The 20,382-nt window shown below is 72.8% G+C and carries 16 protein-coding genes and 1 tRNA gene; 7 read left to right on the top strand and 10 right to left on the bottom strand.

Translation table 11 applies throughout. The annotated features are described in order from the left end of the window. Positions 1-45: 45 nt before the first annotated feature. Positions 46-1,476, bottom strand: coding sequence for a S8/S53 family peptidase (locus HTV45_RS06060; RefSeq protein ID WP_215204566.1), 1,431 nt, complete (start codon positions 1,474-1,476; stop codon positions 46-48). Positions 1,477-1,642: 166 nt separating this feature from the next. Here HTV45_RS06060 and HTV45_RS06055 point away from each other — a divergent pair, with 166 nt between their 5' ends. After that, positions 1,643-4,210, top strand: coding sequence for a CHAT domain-containing protein (locus HTV45_RS06055; RefSeq protein ID WP_215204667.1), 2,568 nt, complete (start codon positions 1,643-1,645; stop codon positions 4,208-4,210). A gap of 193 nt (positions 4,211-4,403) precedes the next feature. Here HTV45_RS06055 and HTV45_RS06050 read toward each other — a convergent pair whose 3' ends face one another. Beyond that, positions 4,404-6,035: a LuxR family transcriptional regulator gene (locus tag HTV45_RS06050; RefSeq protein WP_251691461.1), complete on the bottom strand. Its 1,632-nt coding sequence runs from the start codon at positions 6,033-6,035 to the stop codon at positions 4,404-4,406. Positions 6,036-6,328: 293 nt separating this feature from the next. On the opposite strand from HTV45_RS06050, the gene HTV45_RS06045 reads away from it, so the two are divergent. Beyond that, positions 6,329-7,414: a hypothetical protein gene (locus HTV45_RS06045; protein WP_215204564.1), complete on the top strand. Its 1,086-nt coding sequence runs from the start codon at positions 6,329-6,331 to the stop codon at positions 7,412-7,414. 160 nt (positions 7,415-7,574) lie between these two features. Here HTV45_RS06045 and HTV45_RS06040 read toward each other — a convergent pair. Continuing rightward, positions 7,575-7,648 (bottom strand) — tRNA-Pro (locus tag HTV45_RS06040). Between the two features lie 259 nt (positions 7,649-7,907). On the opposite strand from HTV45_RS06040, the gene HTV45_RS06035 reads away from it, so the two are divergent. Further along, on the top strand, positions 7,908-9,077 hold the full coding sequence (locus HTV45_RS06035; RefSeq protein WP_215204563.1) for a Gfo/Idh/MocA family protein: 1,170 nt from the start codon (positions 7,908-7,910) through the stop codon (positions 9,075-9,077). A 187-nt stretch (positions 9,078-9,264) separates the two neighbouring features. Here the strand turns inward: HTV45_RS06035 and HTV45_RS06030 are convergent, their stop codons facing one another. Next, positions 9,265-9,870: a TMEM175 family protein gene (locus tag HTV45_RS06030; RefSeq protein ID WP_215204562.1), complete on the bottom strand. Its 606-nt coding sequence runs from the start codon at positions 9,868-9,870 to the stop codon at positions 9,265-9,267. Between the two features lie 54 nt (positions 9,871-9,924). Next, complete coding sequence (locus HTV45_RS06025) at positions 9,925-10,959, bottom strand: LacI family DNA-binding transcriptional regulator (protein ID WP_215204561.1); 1,035 nt, start codon at positions 10,957-10,959, stop codon at positions 9,925-9,927. Between the two features lie 120 nt (positions 10,960-11,079). Between HTV45_RS06025 and HTV45_RS06020 the strand changes: the two genes are divergently transcribed. The 4 genes from HTV45_RS06020 (at position 11,080) to HTV45_RS06005 (ending at position 15,137) form a co-directional block, all read left to right on the top strand. Then, positions 11,080-12,255, top strand: coding sequence for a phytanoyl-CoA dioxygenase family protein (locus HTV45_RS06020; protein ID WP_215204560.1), 1,176 nt, complete (start codon positions 11,080-11,082; stop codon positions 12,253-12,255). 20 nt (positions 12,256-12,275) lie between these two features. Next, positions 12,276-13,052, top strand: a complete 777-nt coding sequence (locus HTV45_RS06015; RefSeq protein ID WP_215204559.1) for an SDR family oxidoreductase — start codon at positions 12,276-12,278, stop codon at positions 13,050-13,052. A gap of 64 nt (positions 13,053-13,116) precedes the next feature. Next, positions 13,117-14,121, top strand: a complete 1,005-nt coding sequence (locus HTV45_RS06010) for a Gfo/Idh/MocA family oxidoreductase (protein ID WP_215204558.1) — start codon at positions 13,117-13,119, stop codon at positions 14,119-14,121. Continuing rightward, the gene (locus HTV45_RS06005; protein ID WP_215204557.1) at positions 14,118-15,137 is read left to right on the top strand and encodes a Gfo/Idh/MocA family protein; all 1,020 of its coding nucleotides are present in this window, start codon (positions 14,118-14,120) and stop codon (positions 15,135-15,137) included. Before HTV45_RS06010 ends, HTV45_RS06005 begins: the two co-directional genes overlap by 4 nt. A gap of 50 nt (positions 15,138-15,187) precedes the next feature. Here HTV45_RS06005 and HTV45_RS06000 read toward each other — a convergent pair whose 3' ends face one another. The 5 genes from HTV45_RS06000 to HTV45_RS05980 are packed head-to-tail and all read right to left on the bottom strand — an operon-like array spanning position 15,188 to position 20,147. After that, entirely contained in the window at positions 15,188-16,207 is a 1,020-nt protein-coding gene (locus tag HTV45_RS06000; RefSeq protein WP_215204556.1) for a Gfo/Idh/MocA family protein, read from the bottom strand. Between the two features lie 26 nt (positions 16,208-16,233). Then, the gene (locus tag HTV45_RS05995; protein WP_215204555.1) at positions 16,234-17,136 is read right to left on the bottom strand and encodes a sugar phosphate isomerase/epimerase; all 903 of its coding nucleotides are present in this window, start codon (positions 17,134-17,136) and stop codon (positions 16,234-16,236) included. A 1-nt stretch (position 17,137) separates the two neighbouring features. Next, positions 17,138-18,046: an ATP-binding cassette domain-containing protein gene (locus HTV45_RS05990; protein ID WP_215204554.1), complete on the bottom strand. Its 909-nt coding sequence runs from the start codon at positions 18,044-18,046 to the stop codon at positions 17,138-17,140. A gap of 5 nt (positions 18,047-18,051) precedes the next feature. Then, positions 18,052-19,128, bottom strand: coding sequence for an ABC transporter permease (locus tag HTV45_RS05985; protein WP_215204553.1), 1,077 nt, complete (start codon positions 19,126-19,128; stop codon positions 18,052-18,054). Further along, positions 19,128-20,147, bottom strand: a complete 1,020-nt coding sequence (locus HTV45_RS05980; protein ID WP_215204552.1) for a sugar ABC transporter substrate-binding protein — start codon at positions 20,145-20,147, stop codon at positions 19,128-19,130. The genes HTV45_RS05985 and HTV45_RS05980 overlap by 1 nt, the downstream gene beginning before the upstream one ends. Positions 20,148-20,382 lie beyond the last annotated feature (235 nt).

Below are 20,382 nucleotides of genomic sequence, written 5' to 3'. Positions count from 1 at the left end.
TGTACGGCACGTCATGGTACGCCGTGGAGGGGACGGCTCCGGTCCTCATGCCGGTACCGAGGGTGGTGACACCCGCATGGGACGCCAGGTGGGCGGCAGCAGCGCGGGGACGTGCGCCCCGCGCACCTCGGCGTACTCGGTGGTGGCGTCCATGAGCTGCCGGCGCGCCTTGCGCGGATCGGTCTCCGTCCGCCCCGTCATGTGGGCGGCGATCATGCCGACGGCGACCGGGGTGGCGAACGAGGTCCCGCTCCACTGGGCGAGCCCCTCGAACATCACCTGGTCCGGCTTGGCGGAGCCGCCGTCCTCGCTCAGGACTCCGGTGTGCCGCGGGTGGAGGCAGGTGCAGGAGTAGGTGAAACCGTAGCGGCAGGCGTCGTAGGTGGAATGCTGGTAGACGTACGGGACGGGGGTGTCGAAGCCGGTGAGGGCGCTGGTGAGACGCTCGCCGGGCGCGTAGGCCTTCACCCAGCCGCCGTGGTTGCTGAAGCAGGCGCCGAACTCGCCGTCGCCGCGCAGCGCGCCGACGGACAGCACGGCGTTCTCGTAGCCGGGCAGGTCGGCGTAGGCGGCGGGCCAGAAGGGCGTGGCGCTGCCGTTGTTGCCGGCAGCGGCGACCAACAGGGTGCGCTGCTCGCGGAGTTCCCGCATGAAGGCGTCGACGCCGAGGAGGCCGTCGGTGCGGCCGTTGGAGGTGCCGGCGGAGAGGCTGATGACGTCGGGCCAGCCGTCCTGGTCGACGGCCTCGAACAGCTTCTCGCCGAACTCGGACTCCAGGATGGCCCCGGCGTCGTTGAGCGTGCCGCGGACGGTGATGTCGGTGTTGGGGGCGACGGCGGCGACGAGTCCGGCGATGAACGTGCCGTGGCCGCAGTACTGCTGGAGGATCCCGGCGTCGTCGCACTCGGCGACCTGGGCGTCGCCCGTGGTGTGGGCGAGCAGCGGGTAGGAGCGGTGGTCGCGCATGAGGCCGGTGTCGATGACGAGGACGCCGACGGCGCTGTCCGGGTCGTGGCCGGCGTCGGCTGCGCCCGGGTTGGGGCGGGTGCCGGGGGCCACGGGTACGGGTTCGTCACCGGGGCAGGCGTTGACGGCGATCGACACGACGTGGTTGCGGCTGACCAGCCGGCGTCCGGCCCGGCCCTCGGTCGCCGAGAGGGCACGCAGCGCACCCGCGACCGCCGGGTCGCCGCTGCCGTCGCCCTCCCCGGGGTCGGCGACCTGGATCCGGGTGATGCCGGAGCGGTTGGTCTCCGGTCCCGCCCGGCGCACCCGGTCCGGGGTGAGGCCGGCGAAGGTGGTGAAATGCTGCCGTACGGTGTCCTCGACGACGCGGGCCTCCTCGCCGTCACGGGCCAGGACGACACCCTTCTCGTAGAGGAACTCTCCCGCGTCGTCCGGCCCTATTGCCAGGGGAACGTCGGGCATGGAGCGCTGGATCTGCGCGAACTGCTCACGGAATCGCTGTGGTGCCATGGCATGTCCTCCACTCGGGCGACGGCGGCCGGGGCCGTGGAGCTGTCCTGAGAGAGAGTCCCGGGGCGGCCGTTTGATACAACGTCATACCTGTGGGACGTGGCGGTGGACCACTACCATCGCTGGGGTGACAGCGGGAAGCGACACGGTGCTGGAACTGCTGCCGATGGTGTTCGCCGCCCCGGGTGAGGCGCTGGCGAGGGCGGAAGAGGTCCTGGAGGACCGTCCCGCGCCGCTGCACGCCTCCGTCGCCCACCAGGTGATCGGCATCTGGCAGCGGGACTTCGGGGACATGCGGCTCGCCCTGAGCCATCTGCGACGGGCACGGGCCTGGGCGGCGCGCGCGGACTCGGCCGAGCGGGAGGCGGACGTCCTCGGCACCCTCGGGGTCGCACTGGTGCACGCGGGGCGCACGCGACAGGGCATGGACGCCCTGCACAAGGGCGTCGAACGCGGTACCGGGCACACCCGCGCGCGGGTGCTGTTCCGGCGGGCGTACTCGTACTGGGTGCTGGGCCACCACAAGGAGGCGCTGGAGGACGTACGGCGGGCGATTCCCGTACTGCGGCAGGCCGGTGACGTGATCTGGACGGCGCGGGCCCTGACGCTGCGGGCGACGGTGCATCTGGCGCTGGGCTCGGTCGACCGGGCGGACTCCGACTTCGGTGCGGCGGGGATCCTGTGGGAGACCACCGGCCAGGAGCACGACAAGGCGGACGCCGTGGAGAGCCGGGGACTGGCCGCCTTCCGCGCCGGTGACGTCCCGGCGGCGCTGCGGCTGCTCGACGAGGCCGAGGAGCGGTACGCCAAGCTCGGTACGCCCACGTTCATGCTGAGCATCCGGCGCTGCGAGGTGCTGATGGCGGCCGGGCTGGCCGCGGAGGCACTGGCCGAGGCGGACACGGCGCTCGGCGCGCTGGACGGGATCGGCGGACAGTCGACGCGCAAGGCGGAGCTGCTGCTGGCGGCCGCGCGGGCGGCCCGGCTGGCCGGCGAGCCGCAGACGGCGATCGCGCGTGCGGCGCTGGCCGCACGGCTCTTCGCGGGACAGCGGCGCACCTGGTGGGAGACGCACGCGCGACTGGTGCTGATCGGGGCCCGGCACGCGGCGGGGCGGCGTTCGGGCCGGCTGGTCGCGGACGCGGCGGCGGTGGCGGAGATGCTGGCCGCGCTCGGCGCTCCGGCGGCCCCCGAGGCGTCACTCCTCGCGGGCCGGATCGCGCTGGATCTCGGCTGGACGGCGGACGCGGAGCGGCATCTGGCCCTCGCCGCCCGCAGCAGACGCCGCGGGCCGCCGCTCGCGCGGATGACGGGCTGGGCGGCGCAGGCGCTGCGCGCGCAGGCCGCGGGCTCCCCGCGCGGGGTGCTGGAAGCGTGCCGGCGGGGTCTGGACGTGCTCGACGACCACCGGATGACGCTGGGCGCCTCGGAGTTGCGGGCCCGGGCCACCGCGCAGGGCACGGAGCTGGCCGCCCTCGCGCAGCGGGCGAGCCTGGCCTCCGGCGGGCCGCGGCGGCTGCTGGTGTGGAGCGAACGCTGGCGGGCCACCGCGCTGTCGGCACCGCCCACCCGGCCGCCCGCCGACCCCGCGCTGCTCAGCGACATGACCGCCTACCGGGAGATCGCCGCCCGCGCGGAGGAGACCCGGATGGAGGGCAGGCCCGTGCCGGCCCTGGAGCGGGAACAGCGGCGCCTGGAACGGGAGATCCGTTCCCGGACCCTGCACATGCGCGGCGGGGCACCGGACGTCGGGGACCGTCTCGACGTCGGCCGGCTCCTCGCACGGCTGGGTGAGGACGTACGGCTGGTGGAGCTCGCGGTGCTGGACGGGCGGGTGCAGGTGCTGCTGTGCGGGCAGGACAGGGTGCGGCGGTTCGAGGCCGGGTCGCTCGCGGCGGCCGAGTCCGAGGCCGAGCACGTACAGGCGGGGCTGAGGCGGCTGGCCCATCCGGGGGCCCAGGCGCGGCTTCCGGTGGTGGAGGCGGCGGGCCGCCGGCTGGAGGAACTGCTGCTGGGTCCGGCCGCGGCGCATCTCGGGGACGGGCCGGTGGTGGTCGTGCCGCCGGGACGGTTGCACCGGGTGCCGTGGGCGCTGCTGCCCTCGCTGCGGGAGCGGGTGCTGAGTGTGTCGCCGTCGGCGAGCAGCTGGCTGCGCGCGAAGGAGACGGCGCCACCGCGCGGGGGCCGTCAGGTGCTGGTGCGCGGTCCGGGGCTGGCGACGGGCGGCGCGGAGGTTCCCGAACTGGCCGGCCGCTACGGCGGTGCGACGGTCCTGGAGCACGAGGACGCGACGGTGCCGCGGGTGCTGGCGGAGCTGGACGGGGCCGGACTGGCGCACATCGCGGCGCACGGCACGTTCCGTGCGGACGGGCCGCTGTTCTCCTCGCTGCGGGTGGCGGACGGGCCGCTGATCGTGCACGACTTCGAGCGGCTGGACCGCAGTCCGTACCGGATCATCCTGTCGTGCTGCGACACGGCCCGGTTCGCGACCGTCGGCGCGGATGAACTCCTCGGCCTGGTGACGGCGTTGCTGCCGCTGGGCACGGCGGGTGTGGTGGCGTGCAGCGCGCCGGTCAACGACGCGGCGGTGGTGCCGCTGATGCTCGCCCTCCACGAGGGTCTCGACTCCGGGCTCTCCTTGGCCGAGGCACTGCGTGACGCTCGCGCCACCCTTCCGGCCGACGCGGTGCACCGGGCGACGGGGTGGGCGTTCACCGCCTTCGGAGCTGCGTGACCCTGCCGGCCGGCGGGCGCGAGTGGATCGTGGACGCTCGCGCGCACGCGGCGGAGCCGCACTTCGATACGGTCCCGCGCCCCTTCCTGGCCGGTCCGGTCGGCCCCCGCCGAAGGGCGCGGGGAACTGCGCGAGCCACCACGATCCCCCGCAGCCGCCTCCGCTGCGGAACACCCGCACCCGGCCGGACGGTTCACGCGGGCAGTGCCGCCGGCGGCTCGGTGAGACGGGGCAGTTGGGAACGGCTGGGCCCGCCCAGCCGCGTATACGCCCCGTACAGATGATTGCCGACCGTCCGGACCGACAACGTCAGGCGTTCCGCGATCTGCCGGTTGCTCAGTCCCGCCGCCGCCATCGCGACGATCTGACGCTGACGGGCGGTGAGTTCACCCAGCACCAGCCCCGCCAGCGCGGGCGTCCGGGCGTCCTCGCAGCGGCGGGCCAGGGCGAGCGCGCGCGTGCGGGCGGTGCGGGCGGCGAGCGGTTCCCGGTGGGTGGACGCGGCCTGGGCGTGCGCCTCGGCGGCGAACAGCAGGAATCCGCGCCGCTCCAGCTCCTCGGCGACCCGGTCCAGGGCCGGTCCGTCGGCCCGTGCGAGGGCGTCGGCGTGGTCGGCGAAGACGCCGGTGAGCCGGCCCGCGGCACGTTCGGGGGCGCCGAGGCGCACGGCGTCGTACGGATCACCGTCCGTCCCGGGGGACGCTTCGGCACGGGCGAGTTCCGCGTGGCAGGAAGCGTCCGCCGGGTCGGTGCGCAGGCCCTCGCGGGCCCAGGCGGCCGCCTCCCGCAGCTCGCCGCGCAGCCGGGCGTACCGGGCGCGCAGGGCCGCGTACCCGGCGGGGATCCGCGCCCCCTCCCCCACGAGCCGGTCGCCCAGCGGCGCCCCGGCCGCCGAGACGTCGGCGTGTTCCATGCGCCGCGCCAGCTCGGCCGCCTCCGTGTCCAGGGCGGTGGCGTGCTCCTCGGGTGGAGGGGCGAGCCGGCGGGCGCGTAGCCGTCCGGCGGCGGAACGCAGGGCCGGGCCGTGCAGCGGGTGGGCCAGGCGGATGCGGCCGTGGTCGTCGACGTGGAGCAGACCGTCGCACTCCAGACGCTCCAGGACGGTGAGGTCGAGGCCGTCCGCGTCGAGCGACAGCGGGTCGGCGAAGGCGAGCCGGTCGAGCGTCTCACGCTCGCCGGGACGACCGCGGTCCAGCAGCGGCTCCGCGTGTCGGCGGACCGCCGGGGTGAGGGGCAGCGGGCCCCGCCAGGCCCAGCAGCCCGGTGCACCGGTGCGCGGGCCGGACGGGCGTACCGCCTCCGCGAGTTCCCGCAGCAGTCGCAGGTCCCCGTCGCACAGCCGGTGCAGCCGCTTCGCGGTGAGCGGCTCGGGGCGGCTGTCCTCGTCCGCCGAGAGCAGCCGCGTGGTCTCCTCGCGGGGCAGCGGTGCCAGGGCCAGTCGGGGCAGCAGCTCTCCCGTCCACAGCCGGGACACGGCGGCCGGCACCGGCTCGTCGTCGTCGGTGACGACGACCAGCAGCCGGCTCGGTCCGTGGACGGCGAGCTGGTGGACCAGCGCGGCGGAGGCGTCGTCGAGGAGGTGGGCGTCGTCGACGAGCAGCGTCCGCACCGAGGAGAGGTGGCGCAGGGCGTGGTGCAGGGTGACGGGCTCGGGCAGCAGGGGGGCGAAGGCGGCGAAGGGGAGGTGCCGGCTGTGCGGAGTCCCGGTGACGCGGGCGCAGTCCGTGTCTCGGACGGCCTCGGTGACGAGCCTGGTCTTGCCCCGCCCCGCCGGGCCGCTCACCACGGTGCCGCGTCGCGCACCGCTCAGTGAGCGGCGTATCAGGCCGAGTTCGTCCTCCCGGCCGGTGAACGGCCAGGGCGGCTGCGGTGTCGTCGTGCCCGCGCCGTCCGACTCCCGTGTCCTGTACGTCTCGTACGTTCCGGAGGTCTCGTACGTTCCGGAGGTCTCGAGCGGCCCGGAGGTCTCGTACGGCCCGGAGGTCTCGTACGGCCCGGAGGATTCCCGTCGCGAAGTGGTCACGGGAACAGGAGCACGACTACTCAACTCTGATACAGGGACACTTGAGCAGACCCCGACTCAGGCCACCCGGCCGGGCCGCGGGCAGTCTGTGGCGCATGACCGTCCGCCACTGCTCGCTGCCGCGGCAGCCGGTGCCCGCCCATCCGCCGGGCCTGGCCGCCGAACGGCTCGGCGCGCTCACCGGCGGGCGGCGGCTGTGGGTCAACGGCACGGTGCTGCACTACTGCTTCTTCGAGGGTACCGAGGACGGCTCCCGGATCACGGTGCCCGGAACCGGGCAGACCCGCTGGGTTCCCTGGGGCGGGGCGAAGGAGCAGCGGGACGTGGTGCGGGAGTGCTTCGAGGAATGGGCAGGGCTCGGGCTCGGGCTGACGTTCACCGAGGTCCCCGACCGTACCGAGGCCGAGCTGCGCATCGGCTTCCAGCACGGTGACGGTTCCTGGTCCGCGGTGGGCAGGGACGCGCTGCGGACCGGTGTGCACGAGCGGACCATGAATTTCGGCTGGGACCTGACCGCGCCGGGTGAACGCGCGGCGGCCCTGCACCAGATCGGGCACGCGCTCGGCATGCTGCACGAGCACCAGAGCCCGTACGCCGGCATCCACTGGGACGACGAGGCCGTCTACGACGAACTGGCGGGACCTCCGCACTACTTCAGCCGGGACAGGACGTACGACAGCATCCTGCGCAAGCTCGGCCCGGACGAGGTCGACGGGTCCGTCTGGGACCCGCAGTCGATCATGCAGTCCGCCTTTCCGGCGGGGCTGATCCTGGAGCCGGAGCAGTACCGCGGCGGTGTGCATCCGCCGGGCACGCTGTCCCCGGCGGACAAGGAGTCCGTACTCCGCCGCTACCCGTCGGTGCCGGTGGCGCCGACGCCCGCGCTGGTGCCGTTCCACTCGGTGCCGCTGGGCCTGGGGCCCGGGGAGCAGGCGGACTTCCGGATCGACCCGCCGGAGACCCGGGACTACACGGTGGGCACCTTCGGCGACGCCGACCGGGTCGTCGTGCTGTTCGAGGAGCGGGACGGGGAGCCCCGTTTCCTGGCCGCGGACGACGACGGGGGCACCGCGCGCGACGCGGCGATCCTGGCCCGGCTGGTCAGGGGCCGCCGCTATCACGTCCGTATCCGCCTGTACTCCGCGTGGGGGCCGGGCGAGACGGCGGTCATGTGCTGGTAACCGCACCGCCGACGGCGGACACCTGAGCCATTTCCGGCGCCGGGGAGCGGCCGGGGAACGTCGGTCACCTTCGGGGGAGGGAGACCGGCGTTCCCCGGCCCACGCGTCACGGCAGGGAGCCGCACCGGATGATTCCGGTGCGGCTCCCTGCCGGCTTCCGTCGGGACGACAGGATTTGAACCTGCGACCCCTTGACCCCCAGTCAAGTGCGCTACCAAGCTGCGCCACGTCCCGATGCGGTTCGCGCGGGGGACCCGCGTGATCACGCTGGTCAACCCTACCGCATCCCGGACGTCGTAACGGCGGCCCCGGGCCCGCCCGGCCGCGGCCGGTGCCCCCGGTGGGAGGGGCCGCGTCGTGCCACGCGTGGCGGGGTGCCGGACGGCCGGGGGCCGCACCACTCCCACCCTTGTCCTGTCAAAAGGTTGACATGACGCGTGGTCCCCGCCGAAGGTGAGCCGACGGACACGGACCGGGTCGGAAAGAGGCTTTCATGGTGGATGCGCTGGGTGTCGCCGTCGTCGGATTCGGCTGGATGGGGCGGGTGCACACCCAGGCGTACGCGCGTGTGCGGCACCACTATCCGCAGCTGGCCCTGCGCCCGGAGCTGATCACGGTCGCCGAGGAGGTACCGGGCCGTGCCGAGGAGGCCGCCGCGCAGTTCGGCTTCGTCTCGACGGCCCGCGACTGGCGGGAGGTGGCCGCCGATCCGCGTGTCCGGGCGGTCAGCATCACCGCCCCGAACTTCCTGCACCGCGAGATCGGTGTGGCGATGGCCGAGGCCGGCAAGCACATCTGGATCGAGAAGCCGGTGGGCCTCGGCGCCGAGGACGCCCGCGCGGTGGCGGACGCGGTGGCCAGGGCGGGGGTCCAGGGCGCGGTCGGCTTCAACTACCGCAACGCGCCCGCCGTCGAGGCGGCCCGGGAGCTGATCGCCTCCGGTGAGATCGGCGCGGTCACCCATGTGCGCGTGCGGATGTTCAGCGACTACGCCGCCCACCCGGAAGGCGCCCTGACCTGGCGCTACGAGCGGGAGCGCGGCGGCAGCGGCGTACTGGGCGATCTGGCGTCGCACGGGGCCGACCTGGCCCGGTTCCTGCTCGGCGACATCGCCTCGCTGACCGCCGACACGGCCGTCTTCCTGCCCGAGCGGGCCCGTCCGGCGGGCGCCACGGCCGGTCACTCCCGCGCGGCGGGCGGTGAACTCGGCCCGGTGGAGAACGAGGACTACGTCAACTGCCTGCTGCGGTTCGCCTCCGGGGCGCGCGGGGTCCTCGAGGCCTGCCGGGTGTCGGTGGGTGAACAGAACAACTACGGCTTCGAGGTGCACGGGACCAGCGGCGCGGTGTTCTGGGACTTCCGCCGGATGAACGAACTCGGCGTCAGCCGGGGCACCGCCTACCAGGACCAGCCGGTGAGCACCGTGTACGTCGGTCCCGGAGACGGTGAGTTCGGCGCGTTCCAGCCGGGGGCCGCCAATGCCATGGGATATGACGATCTGAAGGTGATCGAGGCGTACCGCTTTCTGCGGTCCGTGGCGGAGGGGGTGCCGTACGGGGCCACGGTGGGGGACGCGGTGCACAGTGCGGTCGCGCTGGAGGCGATGGCGCGGTCGGCGGAGAGGGGGGACTGGGTGACGGTGGACGGGCCGGGGGTACTCTGACGCCTTTTCCTCGCCCCCGCCGCCCCTTCCCGTGCCTTCCCGAAGGGGCGCTGCCCCTTCGACCCCGGACGCGCGGGTGGTGGGGGTTGCTCGCGCAGTTCCCCGCGCCCCTTCAGGGGCGCGGGGAACTGCGCGAAGGGGGTCCGGGGCTCAGCCCCGGGGACGGGAAGGCCGGCGGTCGCCTCCCTCACGCGTTCTCCCGCCGGCCCAGCCACACCTTGACCGGTACCAGTACCAGCCACCACCACATGGCGGCGGGCCCGATGAACAGGGCCAGCGGGATGGTCACCAGGAACACCAGTACGGTCGCGCCCAGGTCGACGGCGTAGAGCGCCTCGTCCCGCACGGGCGCCGCCCCGCCGCGCAGCCACGGGCGGCGGGCGACGAGGGTGGCCAGCGCGAGGTGGACGGCGCCGAGCGAGGCGACCGCCACCGAGTAGATGACCACCGAGACGGGTTCGTCGCCGTACTCGGAGACCAGCGTGGTCGGGAAGGGCAGCAGCGCCGCGAGTCCCAGTCCGAGCATGGTCAGCCCGATCACGGTCCCGTCCACCTGCTGAACGCCGCGGAAGATCGCCCGGTGGTCACGCCAGAAGCCGGCCAGCACCGCCAGACTGATCCCGTAGGCGCCCAGGTTGGGCAGCGTGTCGCTCAGGGCCTGGCGGTACTCCTCCGAGTCCAGACCCTGCGGCACGGAGATGTCCAGGACCAGCAGGGTGACGGCGATGGCGAACACGCCGTCGGCGAGCGCGACGAGCCGTTCGGGCCCGCCCTCCGGGGTCGGTTTCCTCATGTGCACGACCGTAGGCAGGCCCGTCCCGGCGCCGCGGCATACACGCCTGGGCCGTCACCCGGCCACCGCCGGGGACGGCATGTTGTAGGGGGTCACCACCTGGATGGCGGAGGGCGGGGTGGGTCCGGCGGGCGGCAGGGCGCCGTGGGCGCGCATGACGAGGTGGCAGGCCTCGCGCAGGTCGTGGCGGAGATCGTGGTGGAGCACGGCGGACAGCCGGTGCGCGCGAAGCAGCCGGGTGTTGTCGTGGTCGAGGTCGTGCGCGACGAACACGGCGCACTCGCGCCCGGCGTCCTCGAAGGCACGCAGGGTGGCGATGTTGCCGCCGCCGATCGAGTAGACCGCCCGGATCTGCGGATCACGCTCCAGGGCGGCCCGGACAAGGTCGTACTGGGTGGCGTCCAGGCCCTGCCCCTCGGTGATCTCGACGAGGGCCCGCCCGGGGTGACGGGCGCGCATCGCGCCGCGGAACCCCATCTCGCGCTCCTCCTCGTTGCGGAAGAAGCCGCTGGAGAGGCTGGTGAGCACATTGCCCGGCCGGTCGCCCAGCCACTGCCCCATCAGGTAGGCGGCGGTGGCGCCCGCCGCCCGGTTGTCGCTGCCGACATGACCGATCCGGGCACTCGCGGGCAGGTCGGTGACCAGCGTCACCACCGGGACGCCCGCGGCGGCGAGCCGGTCGACGGCGGCGGTGATCTCGGGGACGTCCGGCGCCTTGAGCAGCACGCCCTGCGAGCCGCGCCGGCCGATCCGGTCGAGGGTGGCGACCAGCTCCCCCGCCGGGCCGGTCTCGCGGAAGTGGAAGCGGGAGCGGACCACCGCCGGGTGCAGGGAGGGCAGTTCGGCCTCCAGCGCGGCGCGGACGGCGGTGGAGAACCGCTCCGGCGACTGCATCACGATGTCCACCATGAAGGTCCGGCCGACGAGCCGGACCTGGGTGCGCTGGCGGTCCAGGTCGGCTATCGCACGGTGCACCTCCTGCGCGGTACTCTCCCGCACTCCTCCCCGGTTGTTGAGGACGCGGTCCACCGTGGCCTCGCTCAGCCCGGCCTGACGTGCGATTTCCCGGAGCGGGAAGGGGTGGCCCATGCGGCGGCTCCCTGAAGGGTTTTTGATGGCATGCTGCTGGTTGTTCGAAGGGTTTGTACTGACAAGAATGACATCAGTCGCGTCACTTCATGACCGGACGTGACCAGAAGGGACGACCTCATGTCCGCCTCCTCTTCCGTACAGACCCCCGCGTCCGCCGCCTGGCTGTCCGGGCGGGACTGCGATCTCGACGCCCTGCGTACTCTCGTCGAGCAGCGGACCGACCTGGCCCCCTACCCGCACGCCAGTGCCGTCGAGGGGAACGTGCTGCTCTACGACGCCGAGCGGCTCGCCCTCGCCGACCGCCGTACCGCGCAGGCCGAACTGGTGCGCGCGCTCGCCGACGGTCCGGGCATCGTGGTCATCCGCGGCGCCTTCCCCGACCCGGCGGTCGTGGACCGGGCCACCGCCGTCTTCGGCTCCCTGATCGCGCAGCAGCGCGCCTCAGGTACCGCGGCCGGTGACCACTTCGCCAGGCCGGGCGCCAACGACCGGGTGTGGAACGCTCTGGAGAAGGCCGCCCTGTACGACCCGCAGGCGTTCGCCGACTACTACGCCAACGACGTGATCGCCCTGGTCTCCGAGGCCTGGCTGGGCCCCGGCTACCAGGTCACCTCCCAGGTCAACGTGGTCAACCCGGGCGGTGCCGCGCAGACCGTGCACCGCGACTACCACCTCGGTTTCCTGTCCGCCGAGGCGGCCGCCCGCTACCCGGCCCATGTGCACCGCCTCTCCCCCGTGCTCACCCTGCAGGGCGCGGTGGCGCACTGCGACATGCCCGTCGAGTCCGGGCCGACGCTCTACCTGCCGCACTCGCAGAAGTACGCGCCCGGCTATCTCGCCTGGCGCCTCCCGGAGTTCCGCGCCTACTTCGAGGAACACCGAGTCCAGCTGCCGCTCGCCCAGGGCGACGCGGTGTTCTTCAACCCGGCGCTCTTCCACGCCGCCGGCGCCAACCACTCGGCGGACATCCGTCGGATGGCCAACCTCCTCCAGGTGTCGTCCGCGTTCGGGCGGGCCATGGAGAGCGTGGACCGCGCGGCCGTGGCGGGCGCCGTGTACCCGGTGCTGCTGAGCCGCAAGGCCGAGGGCGCCGGGGAGCAGTGGCTGGAGAACGTGATCGCGGCGAGCGCCGAGGGCTATCCGTTCCCCACCAACCTGGACAACGACCCGCCGGTCGACGGTCTGGCCCCGCCCTCCCAGGCCGACACCGTACGCCGGGCGCTGCGCGAGGGATGGACCGCGCGGACCCTGCGGGACGCGCTGCGGGCCGGCGCCAAGCGGCGCGAGAGCTGACAGGAACCCGGAAGGACATCATGGGACTTCTCGACGACAAGGTCGTTCTCGTCAACGGCGGCACCCAGGGCGTCGGGGCCGCCGTCGCGCGGGCCGCGGTACGCCAGGGGGCGGTCGTGGCCGTGAGCGGACGGCGCCCGGAACCGGGGCAGGCGCTGGTCGCCGAGCTGACCGGGGACGGCGGCAAGGCGATGTTCGTACGGGCCGACCTGGCGGACGCCGGCCAGGCCCGCGCCTCGGTCGCCCGGGTGGTGGAGGCGTACGGGCGGGTCGACTGTCTGGTGAACTCCGCCGGGCTGACCTCGCGCGGGACGCTGCTGGACACCACCCCCGAGCTGTTCGACCAGCACATCGCGATCAACCTCAAGGCGCCGTTCTTCGCCATGCAGGCCGCCGTCGCGGACATGGTGCGGCGCGGGGAGCCCGGCACGATCGTCAACGTCATCACCTCGTCGGCGCACGGCGGGCAGCCGTTCCTGGCGCCGTACGTCGCCGCCAAGGCCGGGCTGACCGGCCTGACCCGGAACGCGGCGCACGCGCACCGCTGGGACCGGATCCGCATCAACGGCCTGAACATCGGCTGGACCGCCACCGAGGGCGAGGACGCCACTCAGCGCACCTTCCACGCCGCCGGTGACGACTGGCGCGAACAGGCCGGCGCACGGCTGCCGATGGGGAGGCTGGGCCGGCCGGAGGAGATCGCCGACTTCGTGGTCCTGCTGCTCTCCGACCGTTCCGGGGTGGTCACCGGGTCCGTGATCGACTGGGACCAGAACGTCCTCGGCGGCCTCGATTGAACCACCCCCCCTCGGCCCTGCTCGTCCGCACCGCACCGCACCGCACCGAAGGAGCACAGCCCCCATGCGTATCGGAATCCTCGGCCTCGGCCGTATCGGCGCCTTCCACGCCGAGACCCTGTCCGGGCTCGGAGCCGTCGGGTCGCTCGTCGTCTCGGACCCGTTCGCGGACGCCGCGAAGGCCGCCGCCGAGCGGTTCGGCGCCGAGGTGGCGGACTCCCCCGAGGCGCTGCTCGCGGCCGGCGTGGACGGTGTGGTCGTGGCCGCCGCGACCGATGCCCACCCGGCGCTGATCCTGGCCTGCGTGGAGGCGGGCGTGCCCGTCTTCTGCGAGAAGCCGGTGGCCCGCACCATGGCCGAGGGCGTCGAGGTGCTGAAGGCCGTCGGCGGGCGGGACGTGCCGGTGCAGATCGGTTTCAACCGCCGCTTCGACGCGGGATTCACCGCCGCGCGGGCCGCCGTACGGAGCGGGGAGCTGGGCACCCTGCACACCGTGCGCTCGACCACGCTGGACCCGGCGCCGCCGCCGGCCGCGTACATCGCCGCCTCCGGGGGCATCTTCCGGGACTGCTCGGTGCACGACTTCGACATCATCCGCTGGGTGACCGGCCGGGAGGTGCGGGAGGTGTACGCGGCCGGCGGCAACCGGGGTGCCGGCTACATCAGGGAGGCCGGTGACGCCGACACCACCGGCGCGGTGCTCACCCTGGACGACGGCACCCTCGCGGTGGTCTCCAACAGCCGTCACAACGCGCGGGGTTACGACGTCCGTATGGAGCTGCACGGCTTCCGCGACTCCATCGCGGTGGGCCTGGAGGAGAAGCTTCCGCTGCGGTCGGTGGAGCCGGGCGTGGCCTTCCCCGGAGGCACCCCGCACGACTTCTTCATGGACCGCTTCACCGCCGCCTACCGTGCCGAGCTGACGGCCTTCACCGAGGTCGTGGCGGGCTCCCGCCCCTCGCCGTGCACCATCGCCGACGCCCTGGAGGCGGGCTGGATCGCCGAGGCGTGCACACTGTCCCTGCACGAGCACCGTCCCGTCACCATCGAGGAGGTACGGCAGGCATGAGCCAGTCCGGCCGGGAACCACTGCGCATCGGAATCCTGGGAGCCGCGCGGATCACCGAGCGCTCCCTCATCGCCCCGGCCCTGGCGGGCGGGCACCGCCTGGTCGCGGTAGCCGCCCGCGACCGCTCCCGCGCGGAGGGCTTCGCCGCCGCGCACGGCGTGGAGCGGACCCACGGCTCCTACGCCGAACTGCTGGCCGACCCCGAGGTCGAGGTGGTCTACAACCCGCTCGCCAACGGTCTGCACGGGCCGTGGAACCTGGCGGCGCTGGCGGCGGGCAAGCACGTCCTGTCGGAGAAGCCGTCGGCGAGCAACGCGGCGGAGGCGGTGGAGGTGCGGGAGGCGGCCGCGAAGTCCGGCACCGTCTTCATGGAGGCGTTCCACTACCTCTTCCATCCGGTCACCCGGCGGCTGCACGAGCTGCTGGCCTCCGGTGAGCTCGGCGAGCTCCGCCACGCGGAGGCCGTGGTGGCGATCCCGGCCCCGGAGACCACCGACCCCCGCTGGTCGCTGCCGCTGGCCGGCGGCGCGCTGATGGACCTCGGCTGCTACGGCCTGCACGCCCTGCGCATGCTGGCCCCCTGGGCGGGCGGCGCCCCGCGGCTGCGCTCCGCGCGGGCCGGTGAGCGGGCGGGGGCGCCGGGCGTCGACGAGTGGCTGGACGCCGGGCTGGAGTATCCCGGCGGTGCGACGGGCGCCGCCCGCTGTCACATGGCGCACGACGGGCTGGAGATGAGCATCCGGCTGACCGGCAGCCTGGGTGAGGCGACGGCCCCGAACTTCGTGCTCCCGCAGGCGGACGACCGCGTCGTGATCCGCACCGGGGACGGCGAACGCACGGAACACCTCGGCACCCGCTCGTCGTACACGTACCAGCTGGAGGCGTTCGCCGCCCGCGTGCGCGAGGGGGCTCCGCTTCCGCTGGACCCGGACGACGCGGTGACGACGATGCGGCTGATCGACGCCTGCTACGAGGCGGCCGGGCTCGGCCCGCGCCCGCGCACCACGCTCGGCTGACCTCGCGCGTACGGCCGGCCTTCGAGGGGACGGCCGTACGCACGCGTGGGTCACCGGTACAGCGCCGGCTTCTCCACCAGGTCGACCGTCACCCGGCCGCCGTCCTCGAGCGCGCGCACTCCGGCCTCGCAGACGGCCGCCGCGGCGTAGCCGTCCCAGGTGCCGGGCCCGGTGACACCGCCGCGGCGGGTGGTGTCGACCCAGGTCTGGATCTCGTCGTCGTAGGCCTGGGCGAAGCGGTCGCTCCAGTCCTGGGTGATGGTGCCGCCCCAGCGGCCGGCCGTGTGGGTCACCAGGGAGTGGCCGTCGCCGATGCGGGCGGTGCCGCGTTCGCAGACGGCCTCCGCCTGGACCTGGTAGCCGAAACCGCAGTTGACGAAGATCTCCACGTCGGAGATCGCGCCGCCGTCGGTCTCCAGGACGACGAACTGCGGGTCGGTGAGTCCCTCGGGGGCGCCGGCGGACGCCGTGGGGCGCAGCACCGTCACGGCGCTGATCTCGTGGCCGAGGAGCCAGCGGGTGGCGTCCACCTCGTGGGCCACGGAATCGCTGATGAGCATGGAGCTGGTGAAGAACGGCGGGCTGGCCACGTTGCGGTGCCGGTTGTGCAGCATCAGGGGGCGGCCCAGCCGGCCGCTCTCGAGCAGCGCTTTGAGGCGTACGTACTCGGTGTCGTAGCGCCGCATGAAGCCGACCTGCACCCGGCGGTGGCCGAGGGCCTGTTCGGCTTCCATGACGCGCAGCGCGGAGGCCGCGTCCGGGGTGAGCGGCTTCTCGCACAGGACGGGCAGGTCGTGCTCGAACGCGGTGAGCAGGGCGGCCTCGTGGGCCGGTCCCGGGGAGGCGATGACGACGGCGTCGACGTCGGCCGCCGCCATCGCGGCGGCCGGGTCGGTGTGGGCGGTGCAGCCGTCGATGTCCGCGGCGAGGGCCTTGGCCCGTCCGGCGTCGAGGTCCACGACGGCGGTGACCCGCGCGCCGCTGATGACCCGGTCGATGCGGCGTACATGGTCGGCGCCCATACGGCCGGTGCCGATGACGGCGACGCGCAGTGGCTCGTGCCGGTTCATGTCTCTCGCCTCCCCTTCGCCGGTCGTCAGGCGCCGCAGGAGCGGAGGAACGCTCGGGTGCGTACGGCGATCGGCAGCGGCTTGTCCGGCTCGCACGGGTACATGTCCTGCTCGACGATGGCGAACAGGTCCACGTCCAGTTTCTGGGCGGCCGTGAGGACCGGGCCGAGGTCGGGGACGCCGGCGGGCGGTTCGCACATCACTCCGCGCTGGACGGCGGGGCCGAACGGGATCTGGTTCTTCACGACGTCGGCGAGGATGTCCGGGTCGACCTGCTTGAGGTGCAGGTAGCCGATGCGTTCGCCGTAGGTCTCGATGAGTTTGACGCTGTCGCCGCCGCAGTAGGCGTAGTGGCCGGTGTCCAGGCAGAGGTTGACCAGGGAGGAGTCGGTCGAGTCGAGGAAGCGCTCGACGTGCTCCTCGGTGTCGATGTGGGTGTCGGCGTGCGGGTGGACGACGATGTCGAGCCCGTACGTCTCCTTCACCTCGCGGCCGAGGCGTTCCATGCCCTTGCTGAGGTGGCCCCACTGCTCGGTGGTGAGCTCCGGGGGTTCCAGGATCTCGGCGGTCCTGTCGTCGCGCCAGAAGGAGGGGATGACGACGAGGTGCTCGGCGTTCATGTCACGGGTGAGCGCGGCGACGCGGGAGACCTGTTCCCAGGTGGCGTCCCATTCGGACGGGCCGCGGTGCAGGCCGCAGAAGATGGTGCCGGCGGAGACCCTGAGGCCGCGCCGGTCCACCTCGTCGGTGAGGCGGGCCGGGTCGGTCGGGAGGTAGCCGTAGGGGCCGAGTTCGATCCAGGAGTAGCCGGCTTCGGCGACCTCGTCGAGGAAGCGCTGCCAGGGCACCTGCTGCGGGTCGTCGGGGAACCAGACGCCCCAGGAGTCAGGGGCGGAACCGACCCGGATGCGGTCGAGGGCGACTGCCATGTCAGGGCTTTCCTTCCGGGGTTGCCGCGGCGGCCTGGAGAGCGTCCTCCTCGGGAAGCTCCTCGGTGTCGACGCCGCGGACCTGCGACAGTTCGTGCTTCAGGGCGGCCAGTTCGGCGCCGCCTGCCATGTGGTTGGTCAGTTCCTCGAGGCTGACCTCGCCGCGGTCGGCGCTGAGTTCCATGGTGCCCAGGCGCAACACGCTGAAGTGGTCACCGACCATGTAGGCGTGGTGCGGGTTGTGGGTGATGAAGATGACGCCGAGGCCGCGGTCGCGGGCCATCGCGATGTACTTGAGGACCACGCCGGACTGCTTGACGCCGAGGGCCGCGGTGGGCTCGTCGAGGATGAGGACGCGGGCGCCGAAGTAGACGGCGCGGGCGATGGCGACGCACTGGCGCTGGCCGCCGGAGAGGGTGCCGATGGGCTGTTCCAGGTCGTCCAGGACGATGCCCATGTTGCGCAGTTCCTCGTCGGCCGTCTTCTTCATCCGGGCGATGTCGAGACGGCGCAGCGGCCAGGGGCCCCTGGTCATCTCGGAGCCGAGGAAGAAGTTCCGCCATACCGGCATCAGCGGCACGACCGCGAGGTCCTGGTAGACGGTGGCGATGCCCTTGGCGAGGGCGTCGCGCGGGCTGGAGAACCGGACGGGGGCGCCGTCGACGAGGAACTCGCCCTCGGTGTGCTGGTGCAGCCCAGAGATGATCTTGATGAGGGTGGACTTGCCGGCGCCGTTGTCGCCGAGGACGCAGGTCACCTTGGAGGGGTGGACGGTGAGGCCGACGCCGTGCAGGGCGCGGATGTTGCCGTAGGCCTTGCCCGCCCCGCGCAGTTCCACCAGGGGCCGGTCGCCGTCCGGCGGGGTGTCCTTGAGGGCGGCCCCGTGGGCGGAGGTCGTCTTGTCGGTCATTGCGGTCACCTCCGGGTCGCCGTGCGCTGGACCCACAGATTGATGAGGACGGCGCCGAGCAGCATCACGCCGAGGAAGGCCTTGAACCAGTCGGGGTTCCAGCCGGCGTAGACGATGCCCTGCTGCACCATGCCGAACATGAAGGCGCCGAAGACCGGGCCGATGGCGGAGCCGTAGCCGCCGGTCAGCAGACAGCCGCCGATCACCGCCGCGGCGATGTAGATGAGCTCCTGGCCCACGCCCTCGCCGGACTGCACGGTGTTGAAGGAGAACAGGTTGTGCATGCCGACGAACCAGGCGCCGAAGCCGACCAGCATGAACAGCGAGATCTTGGTGAAGGTGACGGGGACGCCGACCGCGCGGGCGCTGTCCTTGTTGCCGCCGACCGCGAAGATCCAGTTGCCGTACTTGGTGCGCAGCAGGACCCAGGTGGCCAGGGCCGCGAAGACCAGCCACCAGACGACGGTGATCTTCACCTGGACGCCGCCGACCTCGAAACTGGAGGCGAAGAGGGCCTTGGCCTGGTCGAAGCCGTCCATGTCGCTGATGTTGTCGGTGGCGACGTTGCCGGTGACCAGCTTGGTCACCGCGAGATTGACGCCCTGCAGGATCAGGAAGGTGCCGAGGGTGACCAGGAAGCTGGGCAGTCCGGTCTTCACCAGCATCCAGCCGTTGAACATGCCGACGGCGAGGGACACCGCCAGGGCGGCGAAGACACCCACCCATACGTTCATGGTGAGCTGGTAGCTGAGCATGCTCGCGGTGAGCGCCGAGGTCACGACGGCGACACCGGCCGAGAGGTCGAACTCGCCGCCGATCATCAGCAGGGCCACGGGGAGCGCCATGATGCCGATGGTGGACGACTGGTACAGGATGTTCGCCATCGAGCTGCCGTCGCGCACCGGCGGGGCGGCGAACAGGAAGAACACCAGCACGGCCACGGCGCCGAGGAACACCCCGACCTCGGGCCGGGCGAGCAGGCGCAGCGCCAGCGGGCGCCGGGCCGTCCGGCCGTCGCTCTCCCTGGGGCCGGGAGCCGGCGGTGGGGTCACCGCCGGCTCAGCCTGTTGTGCCATGGTCATCACCGAGTGCCCTTCGCGGCGAACTCGGAGACCGCGTCGACGTTGGACGTGTCGACGAACGCCGGACCGGTCAGGACCGGCTGCTCTCCGCCGCCGCTGTAGTTGCCGTTGTTCTTGTGGAGCCACAGGCCGTCGACGGCGAGGTAGCCCTGGAGGTAGGGCTGCTGGTCCACGGCGAACTCGATGTTGCCCTCCTGGATCGCCCCGGTCAGCTCCTTGTTGAGGTCGAAGGTGGCGACCTTGGCCTTGCTGCCGGACTCGTCGATCGACTGCACCGCGGTCAGCGCGAAGGGCGCGCCGAGGGTGACGACGTAGTCGATGCCGGAGTCCTGCTTGAGCTTGGCGGTGATCGTCGACTTCACCGAGGGCATGTCCGTGCCGTTGACGTTGAGGACCTGGGTCTCGCCCTCGAAGGTCTTCTCCATGCCGTCGCAGCGCTGGGTCAGGCCGACGTTGCCCTGCTCCTGGACGACACAGACGGCGCTCTTGGCGCCGACCTCGTTGAGCTTCTTGCCGAAGGCCTCACCCGCCACGGACTCGTCCTGGCCGAAGAACGACATCAGGCCGAGGTCCTGCCAGTCGCTCACGCCGGAGTTGAGGCCGACGACCGGGATGCCGGCCGCCTCCGCCTTGGCTATGACGCTCTTGAGCGCGTCCGGCTTGGCGAGGGTGACGGCTATGCCGTCGACCTTCTGGTCGATGGCGTTCTGCACCAGGTTGGCCTGGTTGCCCGCGTTGGGGTCGGCGGAGTAGACGAGCTTGACGTTGTCCTTGTCCGCGGCGGCCTGGGCGCCCTTGCGGACGATGTCCCAGAAGGTGTCACCCGGGGACTGGTGGGTGACGAGCGCGACCGTCATACGGGGCGTCGAAGCCTTGCCCGCCGAGGCGTCGGCTCCGCCTTCCTCGGTCTTCTTGCCGCCCGAACCGCTGGAACAGCCGGCGAGGGTCAGGGCGGCTGCCGCCGCGACCGCGACGAAGGACGCGATTCTGCGGGGGCGGGTGAGAGAAGAGCGGTCCATCTGTCCTGCACCTCACTGTGCTTCACGGGGAAAGGGCGGGAGTCCGGGGGTCCGGTGACCAGGACCCCGGGAGTCCGGGTGTGTGCTGGGGCACACGGCTGTCGTGCTGGGACGCGATCCAATCCCCAGATACGGCCGCTGTCAATACTTTGTTAAGACATCTGTTCACTCGCTCGTCCGAATGTAAGTACAAACTATTGACACCGCCGCCCTCCGAGACCTACACCTGAGAGGC

This window comes from Streptomyces sp. CHD11 (genome assembly GCF_018638295.1).
Lineage (GTDB): Bacteria > Actinomycetota > Actinomycetes > Streptomycetales > Streptomycetaceae > Streptomyces.
Note: the sequence above shows the minus strand (reverse complement) of the source record. Positions and strands in the feature narration are given on the sequence as shown.